This window comes from Rhizobium tibeticum (assembly GCF_900110205.1).
In the GTDB taxonomy this organism is placed as follows: Bacteria; Pseudomonadota; Alphaproteobacteria; order Rhizobiales; family Rhizobiaceae; genus Rhizobium; species Rhizobium tibeticum.
On record NZ_FOCV01000008.1, the window covers coordinates 65,310 to 89,984 of the forward strand.

Here is a 24,675-nt window from a genome sequence, read left to right on the forward strand (position 1 = left end):
ATCCATCTTTCTTGGAAGTCATTTCACCGCGCCGGCCATAAGCCCGCGCATGTAGTAGCGTTGCAGAAGCAGGAAGACGATGAGGCAGGGGATCGTCATGACAGCGACACCCGCTTGCACGGCGCCCCAGTTGATCGCCCCGAGACGGCCAGCGCGAACCGCCATCATCAGGACAGGCAGCGTGTATTTCTCGTTGCTTGAAAGCAGCACAAGCGCGGCCAGGAATTCGTTCCAGGCATTGAGGAACGCAAAGATCGCTACAGTGGCGACACCCGGCAGCACGAGCGGCAGCAGAACCAAAACCAGCATCTTCAGATCATGGGCGCCGTCGATGCGAGCCGCCTCCTCGATCTCTTTCGGCACGGCATCGAAGGCATTGCGCATCATGAAGACCGAGAACGGCAACTGCAGCGTCACGTAGACCAGCGTCAGACCGAAGAGCGAGTTGTTGAGCCCGAGCTTGGCGAGGATGATGAAGAGCGGCGTGAGGATCGATTGGAAGGGGATCATCAGCGTCGCGATGATCAGGATGAAGAAGACATTCTTCAGCGGGAAGCGATAGCGCGAGAAACCATAGCCGGCGAGCAGGCTGATCACGACCGTCAGCACGACGGTCGCAAGCGATACGATGAGTGAATTGAGGGTGTGCTGCCAGATGCCGGCACCGAAACTGTCGAGCGAGCGATAGGAATCGACGCTGATGCCGTTCGTCGGCCACGGCGGTAGCGGTGGCAGGCGCGCCTCCGTGCCATGCCGGAACGAGGCGAGCAGCGTAATGACAAACGGAGCGAGAAAGAAAATGGCAACCGCCATGCCGGTACCGTGATAGGCGACCTGACCGCGGATTTCACGGCTTCTCCTGCGACCGGTGACGAGGCTCATGAGCGCTCCTCCCCGACACGCAGCAGCCAGAGCTGCACGACGCTGATGATCACCAGAATGGCGAGAAGCGCAATCGACAGCGCCGCGCCGTATCCGAGATTGAAGGACACGAAAGACTGGTTGAAGATGTAGTAGACGACGGAGATCATACGGTTTTGCGGTCCGCCTGAGGTCATGATGTAAAACTGATCGAAGGCGAGGATCGACCCCGTCACGGAAATGATCAGCGCGAGCGCGATCGTCCTGCGCATCAGCGGCAGTGTCAGAAAGCGGAAACGCTGCCACCAGCTTGCCCCGTCGACGACGGCGGCCTCCGTCAGATCGGCGGGGATCGCCTGCAGGCCCGTCAGCAGGATGATCATTGTAAAGCCGGCTATCTTCCACACGACCATGACGCAGATGGTCAGGAATGCACTGTCGAAGGTGGCGAGCAGATTGGGGCTCTTCTCGACAAGTCCGAGCGCTTTCAAGGCGGGACTGATGAAGCCGCTGTCGACATTGGCAAGCCACACCCAAAGCAGCGACGCCGACGCCAGACCGACCACGACGGGCAGGAAGATGATGGTGCGGTAGATACTGACAAATGCCCGGTGCCGCTCGACGAAAAGAGCAAGCGGAAAGGCGACCGCGAAGATGAGGATCGTCACGATGACCGTATAATAGGCTGTGAAGTTCAGCGCCGCGACGAAGCGGCCGTCATTGAACATGCGAAAGTAGTTGTTGAAGCCAATCCAGCGCGAGGCACCCATCAGCGGCCAGTTGTGAAGGCTCATCCAGGCGGTGAAACCGACCGGCAGCACAAAGAACACGATCACCAAAAGCATCGCCGGAGCGATATAGAGGAGGCCGGTCCATTCCGGTCGTGGGGCACGTCTGCGCACGCATGCTGTCTGCTTTTGACCCGTCACGGTCATCGAAACACTCCGCATCATTCCTGATAAAATCGGCCGGAGGACTGCCACCATCCTCCGGCCACGGCCGTTGGGAGATTATTGGCCGCTGTCGATGATCGACTGCATCTCCGACTGTGCGTTCTTAAAGGCGCCATCGACATCGTCACCGAAGATGGCGGCGTTCGTAAAGGTCGCCCACGGACCGTTGGCGCTGTTGATCAGATCGTTGAACTGCAGAGTGTAGGGTGTCTTCGCGACCGATATGGCCTTCAGGCCGACCTGCATCCTCGGATCAAGGCCTTCGAGCACCTTGTCGGCGATATCACCGCGGGTCGGCAGGCTGCCATACTTCGCCATGATCTTCTGACCGTCCATCGAATAGATGTATTCGAGGAATTCCTTCACGGCATCGATCTTCTTCGTGCCCTTGGTGATGACGAAGTTGTCGCCACCGGCGAAGGAGGACGGATTGCCGTCAACGCCCGGAATGAGCGTCACGCCGAAGTCGATGTCGGGATGCTCGGTCACGAGCGTGCCGATTGCGAATGCGCCGAGGCTCTGTTGACCGATCTTGCCGTTCGTGAAGCTCAGGAAGTTGGCACCGTTGTCGCTGGCAGCACTTGCCGGGACAAGGTCCTTCTTCACCATGTCGCGATAGTAGTCGACGGCCTTGCGCATCTGCGGGGTGTCGAGCGTCGCCGATTTGCCATCGGCCGACAGGATATCGGCGCCTGCGCCCCACGTGAGCGGCGTGAATGTGAAGATCATGCAGCCACCGCGACCGCCGCCGGAGAAATAGAAGCCGTAGGTGTCGTCACCCAGCTTGCGGATCTTCTCGGCGTTGGCAGTGATTTCCTCCCAGGTCGCAGGCGCCTTTTCAGGATCGAGGCCCGCCTTCTTATAGAGGTCCTTGTTCCAGGCAAAGACCGAGGTTTCGACCGACAGCGGCAGCCCATAGACGCGATCCTGATAGGTGCCGAGGCGGACGTGCGACGGCGATAGCGAATTGAAATAGGGCAACTTCTTTGCCCAGTCCGTCAGGTCTTCCAACTGTCCCGCAGCGGCAAAGGCAGGATTGTAGATGAGATCCATCGACAACGCGTCGGGCGCCTGGCCGCCAGCGATTGCGGTTGCGTATTTCTGGACAAGTTCCGAGAACGGCACCTCGGTCGCGACAACCTGGTTCTCGTGGCTGGAATTGTAGGCTTCGACGACCTTCTTGAATGACTCGCCGATACCGGAACGGACCCACATTTCGACTTTCTCGGCGGCCGATGCTCCGGACACCAGACATAGAGTGGCAACGCTTGTCGCAGCCAACAGACGCTTAATCATGGCACTCCTCCCAAATTGGCGCATCTCCTCCGCGCCGGTTCCTCATCTCCTGGGGCTTTGGGCCCCGCATGACTGCCGCACCACGAGGCGGCACGGCAATTTCCTGACGCCAGGTTCCACCGCGCGCCCCTCGGCCAGCGCCAGAACCGTTAACCCGGCTTGGCGCCCCAGTTCCTTCAACTCCATATCGACGGAGGTGAGCGGCGGCCGCGTCTGGCTGGCGACAATCTCCCAATTGTCGAACCCGACCACGGAAACATCCTCCGGCACGCGAACAGCGCGCTCGCGCAACGCATCGACAGCGCCACGGGCGATCTGATCGTTTCCGCAGAAGATCGCGTCCGGCTTTTCGCCCTCTTCGTCCCAGATCTGCGCGACGGCCTCGTGGCCCCAGGCCTCCGCCCAATGGCCAAACATGACGAGGCCCTCATCGCCGATGACATCGCGGTAGGCGCCCGTGCGCTCGCGAACCGAGAAGAAGTCTTCCGGCCCGGTAATATGCGCGATCCGCCGACGGCCCATCTTCACCAACCACTCCACGGCGAGCCGTGCGCCCTGCGCGTCGTCGGAGCGGAAGGTAACGCTTGCCGGCGTCCCCTCGGTGAAAGCGTAGACGACGGGGACGTGCAGGTTCGACAGATCGACCGGAAGCTGCCGGTCCAAGCGTTTTCCGGTTGCTATGATCCCGTCCACCTGCTTTTCCAGCATGGCATCGACATGGATCTGACCGAGGGACGGATCGTCTTCAATCGCGCAGAGAAAAACAGATACGCCGTGATCGACGAGCGCGTCGGAAATGCCGGCCATCACCGGCAGCGTGAAGCGCCCGTAGGTGTCGTTGGTCAACAGGCCGATGGTGAAACTGCGCTTGCTCAGGAGGCCCCGGGCGAGTGCATTCGGGCGGAAGCCGACTTCGCCGGCTATGCGCTTTACGCGCTCGCGGGTCTCGGCGCTCATGCGGCCGGTTTCATTCAGCGCCTTGGAAGCCGTGGAAATACTGACCCCCGCCGCCGCCGCGACGTCGTGGATGGTGATCCGGCCTCTTTTTCCTCCCGCGACGTTCACCGCGCGTCTCCTCATTTGCGATGAGAAAAGCTTTTCCCAATCTCATCGTCAAGTGGGAAAAGGTTTTCTCATCGCAAAAATCATACGATTGTCATCAAGGTGGGGAACGCTGGCGACAAAGAAAATCGCGACGGACCAATGTCCGCCGCGATCCAAAAGCTTGTCGATGCGGGGTACGATCAGCCCTTGATCGTCGCCTTGCCTTCTTCCAGGAGACGTGCCGCGGCTTCGGCGGGAGTTGTCCGCTCGAATGCAAGTTCATCGGCAATCGGACGGAAGACGCGCTGGTCGAACTGTGTCGAGCCGAGCGGTGCAGGCGCCTTATATTCGCCCACCTGATCTTTCAGCAGGTTTACGTACTTCACGGTGTCTTGCTCGGTCGGATTAAGGTGAGGGAGAATCGCCTCCCGCACAGTCGGCGACATGGGCACGCCGCGCTCCACGCCAAGGATCTTGCCGGCTTCCACGTCATTGACGAAGAAATCGATGAACTTGGACGCGGCCTCGCCGTTCTTCGTCGTCCCGCCAATACTCCAGATCAACGCCGGGCGATAGTAGTGCCCGGATGGGCCGCCCTTCTTTTCACGCGGCAGGAGCGTGATTGCGAGCTTGTTCTTGGAAATCAGCTGATAGCCGACGAGTTGGTTGGAATAGGCCATGCCCATCGCCGACTTGCCGAGCGCGAGGCAGTTCGTGTCGATCGTGTTCTGGTCGAGCGTCTGGACATCGGCTGCGACCGTGCCGCCCTTCTTGCGCAGATCTTCCCAGTAGGTAAACCAGGCTGTTGCGTCATCCACGTTGAAGCCGAGCTTGCCATCGGCATAGAGGCTTTTGCCGCGCTGGCGCAGCCAGGCGTCGAAGACGTAGGCGTAGCGCGCGCCGTACGGGCCGCCCCAGTAATTGTCCTTGCCTCCGGCCTTTGTCAGCTCGACCGCGAGCTTGGCATACTCATCCCAGGTCAGATCCGCCGTCGGCACCGGAATGCCTGCCTTTTCGAACGCCGTTTGATCGAAGAACAGCGCGAAGGAGTTGAGGCCGAGGCCGACACCATAGAGCTTGCCGTCCACCGTCGTCAGCTTCAGCATGTCCTTGCCGAAGGAATCGACTTTCAGCGTCGAGGGCACGAACTCGTCGAGCGCCAGGCATGCGCCGCGTTTGGAGTAGTCCGAGATCGTTCCCGGCTCGAGCTGGAAGACGTCGGCAATTGCACGGCCGGCCATCTGGGTGGAGAGTTTTGTCCAATAGCCATCACCGCTCAGCGACTCGCCGACGATCGAAACACCGGCGTTCTTGCTTTCATAGAGCTTGGCGACATCAAGCGTGCGTTTGGCGCGATCGTTCGATCCCCACCACATGGCACGCAGCTTGACATCTTCTGCAAAGGCCGGAACTGAGCTTCCGGCGCCGAAGGCCAGCCCGGCAGCGACACCTGCCGAACCCATCAGAAATGAACGGCGATTGACCTGCATGATTTCATCCTCCTCTTTCATCGCCCCGCCATCCTCCAACAGCTCCATGGGCTTGTCGGCGTAGATTACGCAAAAACTTACCCAATGCAACAAATTATCTTTCTCTTGCAAATTTGCACTATTTGCATAAGCTTCACTCCATGAACGAGATCAAGACCAAAAGACTGAGACAGGCCGACATCGCCACCATGGCGGGTGTGTCTATATCTACCGTGTCCCGTGTGCTCGCCAACGAGCCCGGCATCAGCGAGAGCGTACGTCAGCACATTCTCAAGGTGGCGGCCGAAAACGGCTACTCGGCACGCACCGCAAACGGTGCGCTGCGTGGCAGCCTGGCGCTGATTGCAAGCGACGGGGTAACAGGCGGGCTCAGCGTCTTCTACGAAGGGATCGTCGAAGGGTTGCGCGCCGGCGCGCTCGATGCCGGCGTTCCCTTCGAGGTGCGGCTGATCCGCGAGAATAGAGCCACACCCGATGTGGTCCACGAGTATATGCAGACGGCCGGCGCCGGTGGTTTGTTCCTGGTCGGGATCGATCCGAGCGCCGAACTGTGCGCGTGGCTTGAGGACGCGGCAATCCCGACGGTACTGGTCAACGGCACCGATCCGCAACTGCGGCTCGATGGCGCTTCTCCCTCAAACTTCTTCGGCGCCTATGAAGCGACAACGCGCCTGCTGAATGCCGGCCACCGCCAGATCCTGCATCTGACCGGCTCGCACCGCAACACCATCCGCGAGCGCGTGCGAGGCTTCAGGGCTGCGATTGCCGAGGTCGAAGGCGCGCAAGGGCGTCTCGTGTCGATGACCTTTCAAGGCAGCGCGATCCATGAGGCGCATGAACTGACAGCCGCCGTGCTTGCAGAGAATGCCGGCTTCACCGCCGCCTTCTGCATGAACGACTTCATCGCCGTCGGCGTTCTCGAAGCCGTGACCGAGGCCGGGCTGCGTGTGCCCGATGACTTCGCCATCGTCGGCTTCGACGATCTTCCCTGCGCGCTGATGACGAATCCGCCGCTGTCAACCATGCGCGTGGATCGCGTGGCGCTCGGCAGGGAGGCGGTCGGTCTCATGGTTGCGCGCTTCAAGGATCGCGCCGCCCCCGCCCGCCAGATTTGCCACGCCGTCGTGCCTATTGCCGGCGGCACCGTTCCGCACTCCTGATATGACGAGCAATGTCGATGACCTATGATCCCGCCAGTGCAAATCCGCTTTCCGACAATCCGCTGAAGACGCGCGAGGACATGTCGCGTGCGCTTCACAATCTCTTCGATCCGCTGCTGCCCTACTTCTCGGCCGGGAATGCGCGCGTACGCCTCGACGGCGCAGCCGCCCATTTCGACCGTGCGGCAGCGGACCTCGAAGGCTTTGCGCGGCCGCTCTGGGGAATAGCGCCGCTCGGGGCCGGCGGCGGCGAATTTACGGAGTGGCATCGCTTTGCCGAAGGCATCGCCAATGGCACGGACCCGAAGCATCCGGAATATTGGGGAACGGTCAACGGCCGTGACCAACGCATGGTGGAGCTTGCGGCGCTCGGCTTTGCGCTAGCGCTCGTGCCGGAGAAGGTATGGGAGCCGCTTGGCGGACGGGCGCGCGACAACGTCGTCGCCTATCTCAAGCATGCGCGACAGTTCGACTATGCCGACAACAACTGGAAATTCTTCCGCATCTTCGTCGACATCGCGCTCGACCGGGTCGGCGCCAACTTCGACCGCAGCCTGACACGGCAGTATCTCGAGGAGCTCGAAGGCTTTTATATCGGCGACGGATGGTACCGCGACGGCAACGTGCGCCGCATCGACCACTACATCCCGTTCGCCATGCATTTCTACGGCCTGATCTATTCCAAGCTCGTCGATGACGACTACGCGAAGCGCTACCGCGAGCGCGCCCTGCTGTTTGCAAACGACTTCAGGCACTGGTTCGGCGCGGATGGGGCGACTATCCCATTCGGCCGCAGCCTGACCTACCGCTTCGCCTGTGCCGGCTTCTGGTCGGCGCTCGCCTTCGCCGACCTCGAAGCGCTGCCGTGGGGCGAGATCAAAAGCCTTTGCCTGCAGCACCTGCGCTGGTGGAAGGACAAGCCGATGACCAACCGCGACGGCATTCTTTCGATCGGTTTCGGCTATCCCAACCTGCTGATGTCGGAGAACTACAATTCGGCCGGTTCGCCTTATTGGGCCTTCAAGGCGTTCCTGCCGCTGGCACTCGCTAACGACCACCCCTTCTGGACCGCCGAGGAAACGGCACCTGCGCAGACGCCAGGAGTCCTGCCGCAGCGCCATCCCGGTATGGTGCTGATGCGCAATGCCGGCGACGTCGTGGCGCTCTCGTCCGGCCAGGAGAACCTGCAAATGCGGTTCGGCACGGAGAAATACGCGAAATTCGCTTATTCCAGCCGCTACGGTTTCAGCGTCGAATCCGACGAACGCAACTTCGCGGGCGCGGCGCTCGATTCGACCCTCGCCTTCAGCGATGACGGCTTGCATTACCGGGTTCGCGAGACAAATCAGGAAGCCAAGCTTGCAGGCGACGTCCTCTACTCGAAGTGGTCGCCATTCCGGGACGTGGAGGTCGAAACCTGGCTGGTGCCGGCAGCGCCCTGGCACGTCCGCGTCCACCGCATCAATACGCCGCGGCCGCTGCAGACCGCGGAAGGCGGCTTTGCGATCGCGCGCCGCGATTTCGAACTTGATACACTGGTCGCGGAGGGCTCGAGCGCCTATGCGATCGGAGAAGCGGATTTCAGCGGCATTCTCGACATCGGCTCCCAAGTGCCGCGCACGGGCCTGGCGCAGAAGGCGCCGCCGAATACCAACATGATTGTCGCCAAGACGCTCGTGCCGCAGTTGCGCGCAGCAGTACCGGCAGGCCAGACGATCCTGATGACCGCTGTCCTCGCAGCAAATGACAAAGGTATCGTGGGCGGCGCTTGGACCACGCCGCCGCAGGCGCCTGACCTTGCCGAACTCGAAGCGCTTGTCGCCAGCAAGGGCATCAGGGTCAGCGCGATCGAGGCGCCGGGGCAGATGCCATGACGCGCCTCTCCATCGCGCTTGCGATGCAGCCTTCACGGACCGAGCATGTCCTGCCTGCCGAGACGCTGCGCCGGCTCGGCGAGCTCGGCCACCTTCTCGATCCCCAGCCGCTCCAAAGCTTCGACGACGATCGCGCCCGGCACATTCTTGCCGACACTGATATCCTCATCACCGGTTGGGGATCGCCCTATGTCGGGCGCGAGGTCCTTGCAGCGGCTCCAGGGCTGCGGCTGGTTGCGCACGCGGCCGGAACAGTCAAGGGAATCGTCGATGAGCAGATCTTCGATGCCGGCATTGCCGTAACGCATGCTGCCGAGGCAAATTCTGTCCCGGTTGCGGAATTTACGCTTGCGGCGATCATCTTCGCCGGCAAGCAGGTGTTGCGCTTCCGCGACCTCTACGTCGCTGACCGCAACCGTGACCGGACGCACCCGATGCAGCGGTTGGCGATCGGCAACTATCGCCGCACCGTCGGTATTGTCGGCGCCTCGCGCATCGGTCGACGGGTCATCGAGCTGCTGCGGCCATTCGAATACAGGATCCTCCTCTTCGATCCCACCGTCGACATTGCCGAGGCGAGCAGTCTTGGAACCGAGAAGGCGGATCTGCCGACACTCATGAAACAATCCGATATCGTCTCGCTGCACGCACCGTCGCTACCGTCGACGTGTCATATGATCGGCGCCGAAGAGTTGTCGCTGATGAAAGACGGGGCCACGCTGATCAACACAGCGCGCGGTGCTCTGATCGACGAAACCGCGCTGCTGAAGACGCTTGGCGCCGGACGAATTGACGCCATCATCGACGTGACGGACCCCGAGATACCGGAGGAGGCCTCGGCCTTCTACGACCTTCCCAATGTCTTCCTGACGCCGCATATCGCCGGTGCCGTGGGACTGGAGCGCGGACGGCTTGGGGATATGGCAGTCGATGAAATAGAGCGGTTCATCAAAGGTGAACCGCTCCTCTACCAGATCCTGCGTCGTGATCTGGCACTCATCGCTTAGCCAGCCTTCAGACTTGCCGGTGCGCCGCCCGTGACGATCTCGGGCATCAGGTCGGAGATCTTCACGACCTTGCCGCTGCGTGAGCTGTTCAGGGCGGCGATGCCGCACAACACAGACATGGCACCGGCGCGCGTCCCGGCCCGCTGGCCGAGCCTGTCTTCCATGCCCTGCTTGAAGATCATGTTGCGCATCCGGTCGTCGCCACCGTAATGGCCGCCCGGTGAATGCGGCACGACGATCCGCTCGACGGTATCCTTTCCCTTCGGGAAATTGCGAACGAGCAGGATAGTGTCCTGATCCGGCGTTTCCCACGGCTGCTTCTCGTATTGCCGCAGCTCGATGCGCCCGTGCGTGCCGTTAAACGCGATATGGTGGCCCTCGATCGGCTGGAAGGTGTTCAGCGAATAGGAGACATGGACGTTGTTCTTGTAGCGGATGCTGACGACCATCGTGTCGGGGATATCGATATCCTCGCGATAGACGCAGCCGTCGCGGAAGTAGCCGTCGATCTTCGACGGATCCTCGTACAGCGAATCGAGAAATGGATCGGCCTCGAGGTCGAGGAAATAGTCGCACTCCCCCGTATGCGGACAGAGCTTGCAGCGCGGGCCGCGGAATGGCCCCTTGCGCCCGTAATTCTGGAGATCGGCAAAGGAGGTGACGGCATCCGGGTCGCTGTCCAGATACCAGTTCAAGAGGTCGAAGTGGTGCGTCGCCTTGTGCACGAAGAGGCTGCCGGAATTTTCGGTATAGGCGTGCCAGCGGCGGAAATAGTCGGCACCATGCTTGGTGTCGAGATACCAGTGGAAGTCGACTGACGTGACGCGCCCGATCTCGCCGGCGTTCAGCAGTTCCTTGATCTTGGCGGCCGTCGGCGAATAGCGATAGTTGAAGGAGACATCCACCCGCTTGCCGGTGCGCTTCTCGGCATCGAGGATACGGCGGATCTTGTCGACCGCTGTGGTCATCGGCTTTTCCGTGATGACGTCGATGCCGGCCTCGAGCGCACGCACGACGATGTCGTCATGCGTATAGTCGGGCGTGCAGACGATGACGAGGTCGACCTGCTGTTCGGCGAGCATGGCGTCGATGTTCTCATAGATCGGCGCATTGCTGCCGATCATCGTGCGGGCGCGCTCGGCGCGCAGCGAATTGGTGTCGACGATCGCGACGAGATCCACATGCTCGCGCCAGCCGGCAAGCAGTTCCTTGCCCCACATGGTGGTGCCGCGGTTTCCCGTTCCAATCAAGGCAAAGCGACGTTTCTCCATCGTGTGATCCTCCTCATGCGTCATGAAACGAACAGTGGTCCGGTGCCCAACAAGGTCGCGGCCCCCCCAGTCTGCGGGCCATATCAGGCTGTAACTAAACAGTTACCTGATGGCAGACACCGTCCCCTGTCAATAGCCGATCGCGGATTTCGACGATCAGGCGGCGATCGATGCGAGCGTCACATGGACGATGTGCCGCTCCCAGGCATCGAGATTGTCCGGCTCGACCAAGTCGCGGCCGAAAATCGTCGAGAGCGTATACTGGTTGGAAAGATAGAAGTATCCGAGCGAGGCAATCGTCAGATAGACGTTCAGCGGATCTGCGTTTGCGATGAAAACGCCCGCCTTCTTGCCGCGCTCGAGCACGTCGGAAAGTTCTCCGATCAGATGCGAATGCAGTTCCTTGAGTCGAACGGACTGGCGCAGCCAGCGCGCACGATGAAGGTTTTCGGTTCCGAGCAGGCTGAGGAACTCAGGGTGCTTGAGAAAATAGCGCCAGGTAAACAGCGCCAGCTCGCCAATTCCTTCCTGGGGCGTTTGATCACCGATATGGAGCTCCCGCTCGGCCGTGCGAATACCGACGTAGGCTTCCTCCAGGACGCGCAGGTACAGTTGTTCCTTATCGCCGAAATAGTGGTAGAGCATGCGTTTGTTGGTGCCGGCGCGCTCGGCGATCGCATCAACTCTTGCGCCGCCCATGCCGTTCTCAGCGAATTCCTTGGTCGCAGCCTCGAGAATCGCCGCACGGGTTCGTTCGGGATCGCGCTGCAAGACGCGCTCGGGCGATTGACGCCTTACTCTCTTCTTTTCCCTATTTCCGCCGGCGCCTTCCATCGGCCCACCTTTCTTATTTCCCCATTGCGCTCATAGTACGTTGAGAACAGATTGTAAAAAACGAGACGCGTGAGGAGCACCATCATATCAGCGCTTGACAGCCTCAACGCTTCTCCATAGCTTGTAACCAATTAGTTATTTGTTGCAAGAGAAACCAGCAAGGAGCGTGTGGAGGCGCTCCCCAAGGGAGGAGGAGAACAGATGACACTTCGCGTAAGCAGACGCAATTTCGTTGCGGGAGGAGCAACGCTTCTTTCGATGTCCGCACTGGGATCGAGGGCCTTTGCCGCCGATGCCCGCCTGCGGCTTCTGTGGTGGGGCTCGCAGCCGCGTGCCGACCGCACCAACAAGGTCTCGCAACTCTACCAGACGAAGAATGCGGGAACGTCGATCACCGGCGAATTCCTTGGATGGGGAGACTATTGGCCCCGCCTGGCCACACAGGTTGCCGGCCGCAATGCGCCCGACGTCATCCAGATGGACTACCGCTATATCGTCGAATATGCGCGGCGCGGCGCACTCGCCCCGCTCGAATCCTACATGCCGTCCAAGCTCAATCTTGGCGATTTCGACCCAGCACAGATCGAGGGCGGCAGCGTTGACGGGCATTTCTACGGCGTCAGCCTCGGCGCCAACGCCGCATCAACGGTCTTGAATACGACCGCGTTCCAGGAAGCCGGTGTCGACCTGCCTACGCAGGCAACCACCTGGGAGGAATTTGGCAAGATCGGCGCCGAGATCACCAAGGCCGGCAAGCGCAAGGGCTTCTTTGGTTTTGCCGATGGCAGCGGCAACGAACCGCTGCTGGAAAACTATCTCAGGCAGCGCGGCAAAGCGCTCTATACGGCCGATTCCAAGATCGCCTTCGGCGCCGAAGAGGTTTCCGAATGGTTCGACATGTGGAGCAAATTCCGCGAAGCGAACGCCTGCGTACCGCCCGACGTTCAGGCGCTTTACAAGGACACGATCGACACCAGCCCGCTCACCCTTGGTAAGGCTGCGGCCGACTACGCGCACAGCAACCAGTTCGTCGGCTTCCAGGCTATCAGCAAGGACAAGCTGGCGCTGACCAACTACATGCGCATCAAGCCGGATTCGAAGGGCGGCCACTATCGCAAGCCTTCGATGTTCTTCTCGGTGTCCTCGCAGTCGAAGGTGCTCGACCAGGCGGTCGACTACGTCAACTTCTTCGTCACCAACCCCGATGCGGCTCTGGCGCTCGACGTCGAACGCGGCATTCCCGAATCGAAGGCGATGCGCGACGTCGTGGCCGCCAAGCTCGACGAGACGGGCAAGGTCCCGCTCAACTACGTCAGCGGTCTAGGCGACCTAGCAGGCAAGCTGCCGCCGCCACCACCGTCAGGCGCCGGTGAAGGCCAGGTGGTGTTGCGCACCATCGCCGAGCAAGTCGCTTTCGGCCAGCTTTCGCCCAGCGACGGCGGCAAGCAGCTGGTCGATGAGATCAGCCGCCTGCTCGCCAAAGGCTGACGCGAATGAGTGATGTGATGCGCACGACCGCCCCGGACGCCATCAAGAGTGAATATGGGGCGGCGACCCAGGGGCGTTTCAAACGCCTCTGGACCGCCAATGCCCCAGGCTATCTCTTTCTCTTGCCGTGGCTGATCGGCTTTTTCGGGTTGACGCTCGGACCGGCCGTCATCTCGCTCTACCTCTCGTTCACGGATTTCGACATGATCCAGTCGGCCGAGTGGGTGGGAGCAGCAAACTACGTGCGCATCGCAACCGCCGACCCGAAATTTGCAGCGGCGATGAAGGTCACCCTGACTTATGTCGTGTTGTCAGTGCCCTTCAAGCTCACCTTCGCGCTGCTGGTCGCGATGGCGCTCAATAAGGGCGTTCGCGGCCTGCCGCTCTACCGCGCGATCTTCTACCTGCCGTCGCTGCTCGGCGGCAGCGTGGCGATTGCTGTCCTCTGGCGGCAGCTCTTTGCCGGCGACGGTCTGGTCAATGCCGCGCTTGCGCATTTCGGGATCGAAGGCCCGAGCTGGATCTCTCACCCGAGCTACTCGATCTACACGCTGGTCGCGCTCAGCGTCTGGCAGTTCGGCTCGCCGATGATCATCTTCCTCGCCGGCCTGCGCCAGATTCCGACCGACATGTATGAGGCCGCCAGCCTCGATGGCGCATCCAAATTCCGGCAGTTCTACAAGATCACGCTGCCGCTATTGACGCCGGTGATCTTCTTCAACGCCGTCGTCCAGACGATCGACGCCTTCAAGGCCTTCACGCCGGCCTTCATCATATCCGGCGGAACGGGCGGGCCGATCAACTCGACGCTGTTCTACACGCTTTATCTCTATCAGGAGGCGTTCGGAAACTTCCGCATGGGCTATGCTTCGGCGCTTGCCTGGATCCTCGTGCTGATCATCGCGATCTTCACGGCCTTCTCCTTCCTGACCTCGCGTTACTGGGTGCACTACGATGACTAACGGGATCACCACCGCCGTCACGGCGCCGCCATCCGACATCACCAAGCGCAGCCTTCCGGCGTCGGTTGCGATCCATACGCTGCTGATCTTAGGTTCCCTGCTGATGCTCTATCCGCTGCTGTGGATGGTGTCCGCCTCAGTTCGCCCGGAAAACGAGATCTTCTCGTCGACCTCGCTCATTCCGTCGTCGATCGACTTTTCTTCCTACCTGCGTGGTTGGACGGGGCTCGATATCACCTTCGGGCGCTTTTTCTGGAATTCGCTCGTCATTTCGATCCTGACGGTCATCGGCAATGTCGTTGCCTGTTCGCTGGCAGCCTATGCCTTTGCGCGCCTGCACTTTGCTGGCCGGAACTTCTGGTTCGCGATCATGCTCGGCACGTTGATGATCCCATACCACGTGACGCTGATCCCGCAGTATGTCCTGTTTCTCAATCTCGGCTGGGTGAACACCATCCTGCCGCTCGTGGTGCCGAAGTTCCTGGCAAGCGACGCCTTTTTCATTTTCCTGATGGTGCAGTTCTTCCGCGGCATTCCGCGCGAACTCGATGAAGCTGCGATGATGGACGGCTGCAGCGCCTGGCGCATCTACTGGAAGATCATGCTGCCGCTGTCGCTGCCGGTGCTGGCGACCGCCGCGATCTTCTCCTTCATCTGGACCTGGGACGATTTCTTCGGTCCGCTAATCTACCTCAACGATATGAACACCTACACGATCCAGCTCGGCCTGCGCACCTTCGTCGACTCGACCAGTGCATCGGACTGGGGCGGATTGTTCGCCATGTCGACGCTGACGCTGGTGCCGGTGTTCTTGTTCTTCCTATTCTTCCAGCGCCTGCTGATCGAAGGCATCGCCACGACAGGCATGAAGCGCTGATGCAGCTACGGGTACAGGTCATATGAGTATCAAGAGAGTTGCGATCGTGGGCTGCGGCATCGGCCGCTCCCACATCGTTGAAGGCTACGTACCGCATCCCGACAAGTTCAAGGTCGTAGCGATCTGCGACCTGAACGAGGAGCGCCTGCGCGAGATCGGCGATGAGTTCGACATCGCCAAGCGCACGACCTCCTTTGCCGATGTGCTTGGCGACGAGAGCGTCGACATCGTCGACATCTGCACGCCGCCCGGCATCCACCTCGAGCAAGTCGTGGCAGCGCTGGCATCCGGCAAGCACGTCATCTGCGAGAAGCCGCTGACCGGCTCGCTCTCGGGCGTCGACACGATCATGGAAGCGGAAAAGACGGCCAAAGGCACGCTGATGCCGATCTTCCAGTATCGCTATGGCGACGGCATCGAGAAGGCGAAACGGATCATCGACGCCGGCATCGCAGGCAAGCCCTACATGGGCTCGGTCGAAACCTTCTGGCTGCGCACGCCCGAATATTATTCGGTTCCATGGCGCGGAAAATGGGCGACCGAGCTTGGTGGCGTGCTGGTGACCCACGCGTTGCACCTGCACGATATGCTGCTGCATCTGATGGGGCCGGTCTCGAAGGTGTTCGGCCGCGTTGCGACCCGCGTCAACGACATCGAGGTGGAGGACTGCGCCTCGGCGAGCCTGCTGATGGAGAACGGCGCCTTCGTGTCGCTCTCCTGCACGCTGGGCTCGCACGAGCAGATCAGTCGCTTGCGGCTGCACTTTGAGAACGTGACGTTCGAGAGCAATCACGAGCCCTACTCGCCGGGTAGGGACCCTTGGAAGATCATCGTCCAGAATGACGATGTGCAGGCGCGCATCGACGCCGTCATCGGCAACTGGCAGCCGGTCGCACCGCGCTTCACCACGCAGATGGAGAATTTTCATACCTATCTTAGCGGCAACGGACCGCTGCCGGTGACGACCCAGGATGCGCGCCGCGCGCTGGAGCTCGTCACTGCGATCTATCAATCGTCCGATACCGGCCGCGACGTCAGCCTGCCGATCGGATCGGACAGCCCCAAGTACGCCGACTGGCGTGCCCGCACGAAGTAACGGACCAGGGAGGATCCTGAGATCATGGCAACAAGCGTCGTTCTCCAGAAAGTCGAGAAGCGCTACGGCGCCCTGGACGTCATCCACGGCATCGACCTGAAGATCGATCCCGGTGAGTTCGCGGTCTTCGTCGGCCCCTCCGGCTGCGGTAAGTCCACGCTGCTGCGCATGATAGCCGGGCTTGAAGAAATCACCGGCGGCGCGCTCCTGCTCGATAACGAGCGAATGAACGAGGTGGCGCCGGCCAAGCGCGGCATCGCGATGGTTTTCCAATCCTATGCGCTTTATCCGCATATGTCGGTCTACAAGAATCTTGCCTTCGGGCTTGAGACGGCCGGCTACAAGAAGACCGAGATCCAGCCGAAGGTGAAACGCGCGGCTGAAATCCTCCAGATCGAGAAACTACTGGAACGCAAGCCGAAGGCGCTTTCCGGTGGCCAACGCCAGCGCGTGGCGATCGGCCGCGCGATCGTGCGCGAGCCGCGCATCTTCCTGTTCGACGAGCCACTCTCCAACCTCGACGCGGAACTGCGCGTGCAGATGCGCGTAGAGATTTCCCGTCTGCACCGCAGTCTCGGCAATACGATGATCTACGTCACCCACGACCAGGTGGAGGCCATGACCATGGCCGACAAGATCGTCGTGCTGAACGCAGGCCGCATCGAGCAGATCGGCGCGCCGCTCGACCTCTACAACAATCCGACCAACCGCTTCGTGGCAGGCTTCATCGGTAGCCCGAAGATGAACTTCCTACAGGCGCGCGTGGAGCAGACCGGAGAGGCCGAGACGACCATCGCCGTCTGCGGCAACTCCGTTCGCCTGCCTCGGCGGCTGAAGGCAGAAGCCGGCCAGAGCGTCACCTTCGGCATTCGTCCGGAACATCTTTCGGTCCTCGAGAACAGCGGCATCACGCTTGCGACCGTGAATATCGACCTCGTTGAGAACCTCGGCGGCGCGACCATGCTCTACGCGAAGACGCCGGACGGCCAGCAGATGACGATCGCGCTCGACGGACAGCAGAAGGTGGAGCGCGGGACGAACGTGAAGGCCTCCTTCGACCCGGCGCGGTGCCACGTCTTCGACGCATCAGGCGCCGCCATCTAGCGCGCTTGACAGCCGATCCCGCTCTGGCCATGATTTCAATAGGATAGGCCACGAAAGGGAAAAGCGTGACGCCTGAAGATCGGATTCATGCGCTCGGCATCTGGCAGGGTCCGATCGAAATTGTGCCGATCGCCGGCGGCATCACCAACCGGAACTATCTCGTGCGGGATCGTGCGGTGCGTCGCGTGGTCCGGCTGGGGGAAGATATCCCCGTTCACCATATCAGCCGCCAGAACGAGCTTGCCGCCAGCCAGGCTGCACATGCAGCGGGGCTTTCGCCGGCTGTTATCCATCATGCGCCGGGCGTGCTTGTTCTCGACTACATCGAGTCGAAGGCGCTATTACCTAACGACCTGCGACGCTCAGAGATGTTGGAGCGTGTCATCCCGCTGGTGCGGGCCTGCCACCACGATATCGCCCGTGAATTTCGCGGCGCGGCGGCGATCTTCTGGGTCTTTCATGTCATTCGCGATTACATCGCCAATCTGGAAGCAGCCAACAGCCCCTATCGTCAACTTTTCCCGGACCTGCTGGCAAAGGCCGAACGGCTGGAAGCGGCCGGCGGTCCGTTCGAGATCGCCTTCGGTCATAACGACATGCTCGCCGCCAACTTTCTCGATGACGGCAAGCGCCTGTGGCTGATCGACTGGGACTATGCGGGCTTCAACACGCCGCTCTTCGATCTGGGTGGCCTCGCCTCCAACAGCGAGTTCTCCGAGGCGGCTGAGCGGTTGATGCTCGAGACCTATTATCAGATGCCGCTGACTGGAGATCTCTGGCGGCGCTACCAGGCGATGAAATGCGCTTCGCTGTTGCGCGAGACACTTTGGAGCATGGTTTCGGAAATCCACTCCACGATCGACTTCGATTACGCCGCCTACACGGCCGAGAATCTTGCGCGCTTCGAGCGCGCCTACGACGCTTTTTGAACAGGATCGATAATATGACGAAGGAATTGCCAAAGACCGCCAAGGCGGTCGTTATCGGCGGCGGGATCATCGGCTGCTCGACGGCCTATCATCTCGGCAAGCTCGGCTGGACCGATACCGTGCTCCTGGAGCGCAAGAAGCTCACCTCCGGCACCACTTTCCATGCGGCCGGCCTCGTCGGCCAGCTCCGCACCAGTGCCAATATCACCCAGCTGCTCGGCTATTCCGTCGATCTCTATAAGAGACTGGAGGTCGAGACGGGACTTGGCACCGGCTGGAAAATGAATGGCGGCCTGCGACTTGCCTGCAACGAGGAACGCTGGACCGAGGTCAAGCGACAGGCGACCACGGCTCAATCCTTCGGGCTCGAGATGCAATTGCTGACGCCGCAGGAGGCTTTCGATCTCTGGCCGCTGATGACCATCGACGATCTCGTCGGCGCGGCGTTTTTGCCGACGGACGGCCAGGCGAGCCCATCTGATATCACCCAGGCACTCGCCAAGGGTGCGCGCATGGCTGGCGTCTCGATCTTCGAGGATAGCGAGGTGATCGATCTTGAGATCGACAAAGGCAAGATCCGCGCCGTCATCACCACGCAAGGCCGCATCGAATGCGAGCGTGTCGTCGTCTGCGCTGGGCAGTGGACGCGCGCTTTCGCCGCCCGCTTCGGCGTCAACGTCCCGCTCGTCTCTGTGGAGCACCAGTACATCATCACCGAGTCCTTCGGCGTGCCGTCGAACCTGCCGACGCTGCGCGACCCCGACCGCCTGACGTATTACAAGGAGGAGGTCGGCGGCATCGTCATGGGAGGTTACGAACCCAACCCGATACCGTGGGCGAAAGCCGGGATTCCCGAGGGCTTCCACTACACGCTGCTCGATAGCAATTTCGAGCATTTCGAGCAGATCATGGAACAGGCTCTCGGGCGTGTCCCGGCGCTCGAAAACGTCGGCGTGAAACAGCTGCTGAACGGCCCGGAGAGCTTCACGCCTGACGGCAACTTCATTCTGGGCGAAGCACCGGAGTTGAAGAACTTCTTCGTCGGCGCCGGCTTCAATGCCTTCGGCATCGCGTCCGGCGGTGGCGCCGGCATGGCCCTCGCCGAATGGGTCGCCAACGGCGAACCGCCCTACGATCTCTGGCCCGTCGATATTCGCCGCTTCGGCCGCCCGCATTTCGATACCGATTGGTTGCGCACCCGCACGCTGGAAGCTTACGGCAAGCACTACACATTGGCTTTCCCCCTCGAAGAGTATTCAAGTGGCCGGCCCTGCCGTAAATCGCCGCTCTACGACCGGCTGAAGGCACAAGGTGCTTGCTTCGGTGAAAAGCTTGGATGGGAGCGGCCGAACTGGTTTGCCGATCTCTTCGCCAACGAGGAGCCGAAGGATATCTACACCTATGGCCGCCAGAACTGGTTCGATGCCGTCGGCCGCGAGCACAAGGCAGTGCGCGAGGCGGCCGTCATCTTCGACCAGACATCGTTTGCCAAATTCGTGCTGAAGGGACGAGATGCCGAGGCGGCTCTGTCGTGGATCGCCTCCAACGATGTGACAAAGCCGGTCGGCTCGCTGATCTATACGCAGATGCTGAACGACAAGGGCGGCATTGAGTGCGACCTCACCTGCGCCCGCATGGCCGACGACGAATACTATATCGTCACCGGTACCGGTTTCGCGACGCATGACTTCGATTGGATCGCACGCAATATTCCAGATGGAATGCATGCCGAACTCGTTGATGTCACCTCCGCCTATTCGGTCTTGTCGCTGATGGGACCAAACGCTCGCGCAGTGCTGGAGACGGTCACAAGCAACGACGTTTCCAACGCTGCCTTCCCCTTCGGCCGCGTCAAGACCATCGGCATCGCCGGCTGCCCGGTACGGGCGCTGCGCATCACCTATGTCGGCGAGCTCGGGTACGAACTGCATGTGCCGGTCGAATACGCAACAACCGTCTACGACGCGCTGATGGCGGCGGGCGGTCCGTTGCAGCTCATGAATGCCGGCTACCGCGCCATCGAAAGCTGCCGCCTAGAGAAGGGCTATCGCGCCTGGGGCTCCGATATCGGGCCGGATCATACGCCTATCGAGGCCGGGCTCGGCTGGGCCGTGAAGACCAGAAGGACCACGCCGTTTCGCGGCCGCGAGGCGATCGAGCGGCAGTTGGCCTCGGGCGTCAAGAAGATGTTTGCATGCTTCGTACCAGAGGACCCAGATGTGGTTCTGCTCGGCCGCGAGACCATCTATCGCGACGGCAAGCGTGTCGGTTGGCTATCCAGCGGCGGCTTCGGTTACACGATCGGCAAGCCGATCGGCTACGGCTATGTCCGCAATCCGGAAGGCGTGACCGAAGACTTCGTGCTGTCCGGCAGCTACGAACTTGACGTGGCGCACGAGCGCGTGCCCTGCCGGGCATCGCTCGAGCCCCTCTACGATCCTGAGATGGCCCGCGTAAAGGCGTGAGAAGGCAATAGAAGGACGGCCTGAGACTCGAATTGCCTCATTCCTGTGCTTGTCACAGGAATCCAGCCGACGCGCGTCTGCGAGGCAAAAAGACTCTTTTTTGTGCGGTGGGGAGTCTTCTGCGGCGAAGGGATGACGTGCGCCATCAAAACAACGGCAACCTGTTGTCCTGGATCAAGATCTCCAGCTTGTTCGCCACATCCTCTGTCCAGCCGAGGTTGTCGGTCAGCGCAGGCGGGAAAAGGCCCGGCAGCCCGAACAGAGCTTTCGATACAGCGCCCCCATTGCGCGGCACGTCGGCCAGTCGCGCTGCTATCTCGGCGGCGCGAGGGTCGCGCAGTTCGTAGCTTTCACCGTTCCGGTCAGCGCCAAGTGCGTAGCGCATCCAGGCGGCCACCGCGATCGCATAGGTCTCTGCCTTGCCGCCCTCAGCCACAGCTTCGGAGGCAGGTTCGAGAAGGCGCTGGGGCAATTTTTGTGTGCCGTCCATGGCAATCTGATAGGTGCGGTGGGCGATCGCCTTGTTTGCAAAGCGTGCAATCAGCTCATCAGCATAGGCCTCAAGAGCGATGCCAGGCACCGGATCCAAGGTTGCGGCGGCGGCGTTCATGTGACGACGCGCAAGGGCTGCCAGGCCGGCATCATCCATGACGTCGCGGATAAATTCATAGCCGCCGATATAGCCGAGATAAGCGAGCAGCGAATGCGCGCCGTTCAACATGCGCAGCTTCATCTTTTCATAAGCGGAGACATCTTCGACCATCAGAGCGCCGGCCTGCTCCCAATCCGGGCGGCCGTTGGCAAAGTGGTCCTCGATCACCCATTGCGTGAAAGGTTCGGTCTCGATCGCTGCCATATCCCGCCTGCCCGTGAGCCTTTCGGCATCGCGATAGGTGGCATCCGTGCTTGCCGGCGTGATGCGATCGACCATAGTCGACGGGAAAGGAACGTTGTCCTCGATCCACTGCGGAAGGTCCGGATCGACTCGTTCGGCGAAGTCGAGCACCAGCCGCTTCAAAACGGCGCCGTTGCTTGGCAGGTTATCGCAGCTAAGCGGCGTGAAGGGTGCGATGCCCTTGGCGCGCCGGCGAGAAAGACCTTCGACCAGATAGCCGATGACTCCGCGCGGCGCATGGCGGTCGGCGAGGTCGGCGGCAATGTCGGGATGCTTCAGGTCCAACCCACCAGTGGCGGAATCGAAGCCGTAGGCTTTCTCGGTGACCGTCAAGCTGACGATGCGGATTGCGGGATCCTCAAGCTTGGCGAGCAGATCGCCGGGATTGCGGGTCGCGACATGGGCGCGCAGGATCGGGCCGATGACGTGCGCCGTCGTGCCCGCGGTATCGCGCACGAGCATGGTGTAGAGCCCGCTCTGCTCGTTCAGGTGATCGGCAACATCGGCTGTGCGCAGGCTCGCCACCTCGATGCCCCAGTCGCCGCCGGCCGCCGCGATCGCGCTATCGGTGAAGGGGGCGAAGTGCGCGCGAAAGAATGCGCCGGGACCGAGATGCAGGATGCCCGGCTTCAACGCACCGCGCTCATAGAGGGGAAGCTTGGCTGTCGGCGCGAGGCCGGAAAGGCTCGTCAGTCGTTCGGTCACAGCTTGTATGCCTTCTTCGCGTTTCCATAGGAGAGTTCGCCGGCGACGATTTCTGCTTCCTTTCGGGACATCCGGTGTTCCGTCACGAACTGGGCCAGGAAGCGGCAGACCTCGCGGCGCCAGACATCGTGGCGTGCCGGGATCGACAAAAGCGCGCGTGTGTCGTCGTTGAAGCCGGCCAGATTGGCAAAACCGGCCGTCTCGACCACCTGGTCGAGATAGCGGCGGATGCCGTTCGGGCTGTCGTGGAACCACCAGGGCGGGCCGATCATCAGGCACGGCCAATGGCCCGCCATCGGCGCCAGCTCGCGGGCATAGGTCGTCTCGTCGAGCGTGAACAGGAGCACGCGCAGGCTAGGCGCGTGACCATACTTTGCAAGCATCGCAGCGAGCCCGCCGACCCAATCCGTCGGCGTCGGGATATCGGCGCCCATGTTCGGGCCGCGGGTCTGGAACAGCTCGTGGTCGGTATTGCGACGCGAGCCGGCATGGATCTGCATCGTCATACCGTCGTCGGCCGAAAGCCCGGCCATTTCGGTCAGCATCTGGCCACGGAAGAGCTCCGCATCCTCAGTGCTCAGCGCGCCCTTGTGCGCCTTGTCGAGCAGCCGCTGCTTATCGGCCAGTGGCAGGTCGGCGGTAAACGCCGTCGGAACGCCGTGGTCTGTGGCGGTTGCGCCGTACTGGCGGAAATAGGCACGCCGTTTGCGGTGAGCCTCGATCAGCCCGTCCCACTTCGTCACGTCGCAATCGGTCAGTTCGCCAAGCCGCACCAGGTTTTCGCGGAAGCCGACGGCATCCGGGTCGGTGACGCCATCTGGGCGGTAAGTGGTGCGGACGCGGCCGATCCAGCCGTCTTGCGCCATTTTCTGGTGGTGCACCAGTGGGTCAAGTGCGCCTTCGGTCGTGGCGATCGTCTCGATGCCGAAACGCTTATGCAGCGCGCGCGGACGGAACTCCGGAAGTGCCAGTTGGGCGTTGATGTGGTCGTAGAGCGCATCGGCATTGTCAGGCGTCAGCGGTTCCTCGCAACCCAGCACGGCCGACATCGCGTGATCGACCCACAGGCTGGAGGGCGTGCCGCGGAAGAGATGGTACCGCGCGGCAAAAGCGCGCCAGATGTCACGGCCCTTGGCGACCGGCTTACCGTCGAGGCGCGGTACGCCGAGATCGTCGAGCTTGACGCCAACACTGTGCAGCATGCGGAAGAGATAGTGATCCGGAATGACGAGGAGCGAGGATGCATCGTCGAAAGGCTTGTCGTCGGCAAACCACGAGGGTTCTGTATGGCCGTGCGGGCTTACGATCGGCAGCGTCCGGACGGTCTCGTAAAGGTCCCGCGCGATCGTGCCGGTTGTCGGATCGGCCGGAAAGAGCCGGTCCGGATGAAGAAAGCCGTTTCCAACATCCATGAGAATTCCTCCCTGAAGGGCTACCGGCCTACCCCACAACTTGGAACGCGGCAAGGGCTTTTAGTAACTAAACGGTTCACTTTTGAAAATCGCACTTCCCTACTCTCGAAATGATTGACCGCACGGACTATTTCCGCTCTTCAGGTGCAGATGACATTGGCCGGTTGCGGCAAGGAGGTTCCATGTCCGAAGAGACGAGCCGCATGACGAAACTCGAGGAAATCGTTGCCCATCAGGCAAAGACGATCGAGGAAATGTCCGACCAGCTGGCCGAGCAATGGAAAGTCATGGAACAGACGCGCGCCAAGCTTGACCGGTTGACGGAACGCTTCCTGTCGCTCGAAGAGCAATCGTTGGAAGCCCCAGCAATTACGCGGCCACCGCACTACTGAGCAAGCTCCGCCCTTGTTTTTGGCGGCCGGAATACCTATTAAAGGGCGGTGAGGACGACCTCCCCCTCTACGGGCATCACCTCGGGACGACCCGAGCATTCCCGCCGGGGGTAAATATGCGTAAAGCCGCAGATCGTATCCGTCACGCCATCAGCTTCGAACTCATCGGACTCGCGCTCGTCACGCCGCTCGGCGCGCTCGCCTTCGGCATGCCGATTGCCGATATCGGCGTGGTCGCCATTGCCGGCGCGACGCTGGCGACGATGTGGAACTATATTTACAATTTCGGCTTCGATCATTTGATGCAGCGTCTGACCGGCAGTACCCGCAAGAGCGTCGGCATCCGCGTGGCGCACGCGGTCATGTTCGAGGTGGGGTTGCTGCTGGCGCTGCTGCCGATGATCGCCTGGTACCTAGGCGTCAATATCATTCACGCCCTGATGATGGACGTGTCGTTCGCGCTTTTCTACATGGTCTACGCCTTCGTCTTCAACTGGGCCTATGACCGTGTGTTCCCGCTGCCGGATTGGCAGCCCGCAGCGCAAGCATCGCAAAGCTAG

The 24,675-nt window shown here is 61.3% G+C and carries 21 protein-coding genes; 12 read left to right on the forward strand and 9 right to left on the reverse strand.

Going from position 1 to position 24,675, the window contains the following annotated elements; translation table 11 throughout:
- Positions 1 to 18 precede the first annotated feature (18 nt).
- The 5 genes from BSG20_RS10910 to BSG20_RS10930 form a co-directional block, all read right to left on the reverse strand.
- Positions 19 to 882 carry a carbohydrate ABC transporter permease gene (locus BSG20_RS10910; RefSeq protein ID WP_072375011.1) on the reverse strand — a complete coding sequence of 288 codons (864 nt, stop codon included), beginning with the start codon at positions 880 to 882 and terminating at the stop codon, positions 19 to 21.
- Complete coding sequence (locus tag BSG20_RS10915) at positions 879 to 1,796, reverse strand: carbohydrate ABC transporter permease (protein WP_072375219.1); 918 nt, start codon at positions 1,794 to 1,796, stop codon at positions 879 to 881. The genes BSG20_RS10910 and BSG20_RS10915 overlap by 4 nt, the downstream gene beginning before the upstream one ends.
- Before the next feature lie 75 nt (positions 1,797 to 1,871).
- Positions 1,872 to 3,110 (reverse strand): ABC transporter substrate-binding protein, encoded by a 1,239-nt coding sequence (locus BSG20_RS10920; protein ID WP_072375008.1) that lies wholly within the window; start codon positions 3,108 to 3,110, stop codon positions 1,872 to 1,874.
- A gap of 42 nt (positions 3,111 to 3,152) precedes the next feature.
- Positions 3,153 to 4,175, reverse strand: a complete 1,023-nt coding sequence (locus BSG20_RS10925) for a LacI family DNA-binding transcriptional regulator (protein WP_072375005.1) — start codon at positions 4,173 to 4,175, stop codon at positions 3,153 to 3,155.
- Between the two features lie 179 nt (positions 4,176 to 4,354).
- Complete coding sequence (locus BSG20_RS10930) at positions 4,355 to 5,644, reverse strand: ABC transporter substrate-binding protein (protein WP_072375216.1); 1,290 nt, start codon at positions 5,642 to 5,644, stop codon at positions 4,355 to 4,357.
- Between the two features lie 140 nt (positions 5,645 to 5,784).
- On the opposite strand from BSG20_RS10930, the gene BSG20_RS10935 reads away from it, so the two are divergent.
- The 3 genes from BSG20_RS10935 to BSG20_RS10945 are packed head-to-tail and all read left to right on the forward strand — an operon-like array spanning position 5,785 to position 9,685.
- The gene (locus BSG20_RS10935; protein ID WP_072375002.1) at positions 5,785 to 6,804 is read left to right on the forward strand and encodes a LacI family DNA-binding transcriptional regulator; all 1,020 of its coding nucleotides are present in this window, start codon (positions 5,785 to 5,787) and stop codon (positions 6,802 to 6,804) included.
- Between the two features lie 17 nt (positions 6,805 to 6,821).
- Positions 6,822 to 8,678 (forward strand): DUF2264 domain-containing protein, encoded by a 1,857-nt coding sequence (locus tag BSG20_RS10940; protein WP_072374999.1) that lies wholly within the window; start codon positions 6,822 to 6,824, stop codon positions 8,676 to 8,678.
- On the forward strand, positions 8,675 to 9,685 hold the full coding sequence (locus tag BSG20_RS10945) for a hydroxyacid dehydrogenase (RefSeq protein ID WP_072374996.1): 1,011 nt from the start codon (positions 8,675 to 8,677) through the stop codon (positions 9,683 to 9,685). Before BSG20_RS10940 ends, BSG20_RS10945 begins: the two co-directional genes overlap by 4 nt.
- Here BSG20_RS10945 and BSG20_RS10950 read toward each other — a convergent pair.
- Both BSG20_RS10950 and BSG20_RS10955 read right to left on the reverse strand, forming a co-directional pair.
- Positions 9,682 to 10,956 (reverse strand): Gfo/Idh/MocA family protein, encoded by a 1,275-nt coding sequence (locus tag BSG20_RS10950; protein ID WP_072374993.1) that lies wholly within the window; start codon positions 10,954 to 10,956, stop codon positions 9,682 to 9,684. The two genes, BSG20_RS10945 and BSG20_RS10950, sit on opposite strands and share 4 nt — an antisense overlap.
- Before the next feature lie 156 nt (positions 10,957 to 11,112).
- Positions 11,113 to 11,790, reverse strand: a complete 678-nt coding sequence (locus BSG20_RS10955) for a TetR/AcrR family transcriptional regulator (RefSeq protein WP_072374990.1) — start codon at positions 11,788 to 11,790, stop codon at positions 11,113 to 11,115.
- Positions 11,791 to 11,991: 201 nt separating this feature from the next.
- Between BSG20_RS10955 and BSG20_RS10960 the strand changes: the two genes are divergently transcribed.
- From BSG20_RS10960 to BSG20_RS10990, 7 genes are all read left to right on the forward strand, one after another.
- Positions 11,992 to 13,278 carry an ABC transporter substrate-binding protein gene (locus BSG20_RS10960; RefSeq protein WP_072374987.1) on the forward strand — a complete coding sequence of 429 codons (1,287 nt, stop codon included), beginning with the start codon at positions 11,992 to 11,994 and terminating at the stop codon, positions 13,276 to 13,278.
- A 5-nt stretch (positions 13,279 to 13,283) separates the two neighbouring features.
- Positions 13,284 to 14,240, forward strand: a complete 957-nt coding sequence (locus tag BSG20_RS10965) for a carbohydrate ABC transporter permease (RefSeq protein WP_072374984.1) — start codon at positions 13,284 to 13,286, stop codon at positions 14,238 to 14,240.
- Complete coding sequence (locus BSG20_RS10970) at positions 14,233 to 15,117, forward strand: carbohydrate ABC transporter permease (RefSeq protein WP_072374981.1); 885 nt, start codon at positions 14,233 to 14,235, stop codon at positions 15,115 to 15,117. The genes BSG20_RS10965 and BSG20_RS10970 overlap by 8 nt, the downstream gene beginning before the upstream one ends.
- 22 nt (positions 15,118 to 15,139) lie before the next feature.
- Positions 15,140 to 16,213, forward strand: a complete 1,074-nt coding sequence (locus tag BSG20_RS10975) for a Gfo/Idh/MocA family protein (protein WP_072374978.1) — start codon at positions 15,140 to 15,142, stop codon at positions 16,211 to 16,213.
- A gap of 24 nt (positions 16,214 to 16,237) precedes the next feature.
- Positions 16,238 to 17,317, forward strand: coding sequence for an ABC transporter ATP-binding protein (locus tag BSG20_RS10980; protein WP_072374975.1), 1,080 nt, complete (start codon positions 16,238 to 16,240; stop codon positions 17,315 to 17,317).
- Between the two features lie 65 nt (positions 17,318 to 17,382).
- The gene (locus tag BSG20_RS10985; protein WP_072374972.1) at positions 17,383 to 18,246 is read left to right on the forward strand and encodes a phosphotransferase; all 864 of its coding nucleotides are present in this window, start codon (positions 17,383 to 17,385) and stop codon (positions 18,244 to 18,246) included.
- Positions 18,247 to 18,260: 14 nt separating this feature from the next.
- Complete coding sequence (locus BSG20_RS10990) at positions 18,261 to 20,711, forward strand: GcvT family protein (protein WP_072375213.1); 2,451 nt, start codon at positions 18,261 to 18,263, stop codon at positions 20,709 to 20,711.
- A gap of 145 nt (positions 20,712 to 20,856) precedes the next feature.
- On the opposite strand, the gene BSG20_RS10995 is transcribed toward BSG20_RS10990, so the two are convergent.
- Positions 20,857 to 22,311 carry a mannitol dehydrogenase family protein gene (locus tag BSG20_RS10995; RefSeq protein WP_072374969.1) on the reverse strand — a complete coding sequence of 485 codons (1,455 nt, stop codon included), beginning with the start codon at positions 22,309 to 22,311 and terminating at the stop codon, positions 20,857 to 20,859.
- The gene (gene uxaC / locus BSG20_RS11000) at positions 22,308 to 23,723 is read right to left on the reverse strand and encodes a glucuronate isomerase (RefSeq protein WP_072374967.1); all 1,416 of its coding nucleotides are present in this window, start codon (positions 23,721 to 23,723) and stop codon (positions 22,308 to 22,310) included. The genes BSG20_RS10995 and uxaC overlap by 4 nt, the downstream gene beginning before the upstream one ends.
- Before the next feature lie 182 nt (positions 23,724 to 23,905).
- Between uxaC and BSG20_RS11005 the strand changes: the two genes are divergently transcribed.
- Positions 23,906 to 24,115, forward strand: coding sequence for a SlyX family protein (locus BSG20_RS11005; RefSeq protein ID WP_072375210.1), 210 nt, complete (start codon positions 23,906 to 23,908; stop codon positions 24,113 to 24,115).
- 116 nt (positions 24,116 to 24,231) lie between these two features.
- Positions 24,232 to 24,675 carry a PACE efflux transporter gene (locus tag BSG20_RS11010; RefSeq protein ID WP_072374964.1) on the forward strand — a complete coding sequence of 148 codons (444 nt, stop codon included), beginning with the start codon at positions 24,232 to 24,234 and terminating at the stop codon, positions 24,673 to 24,675.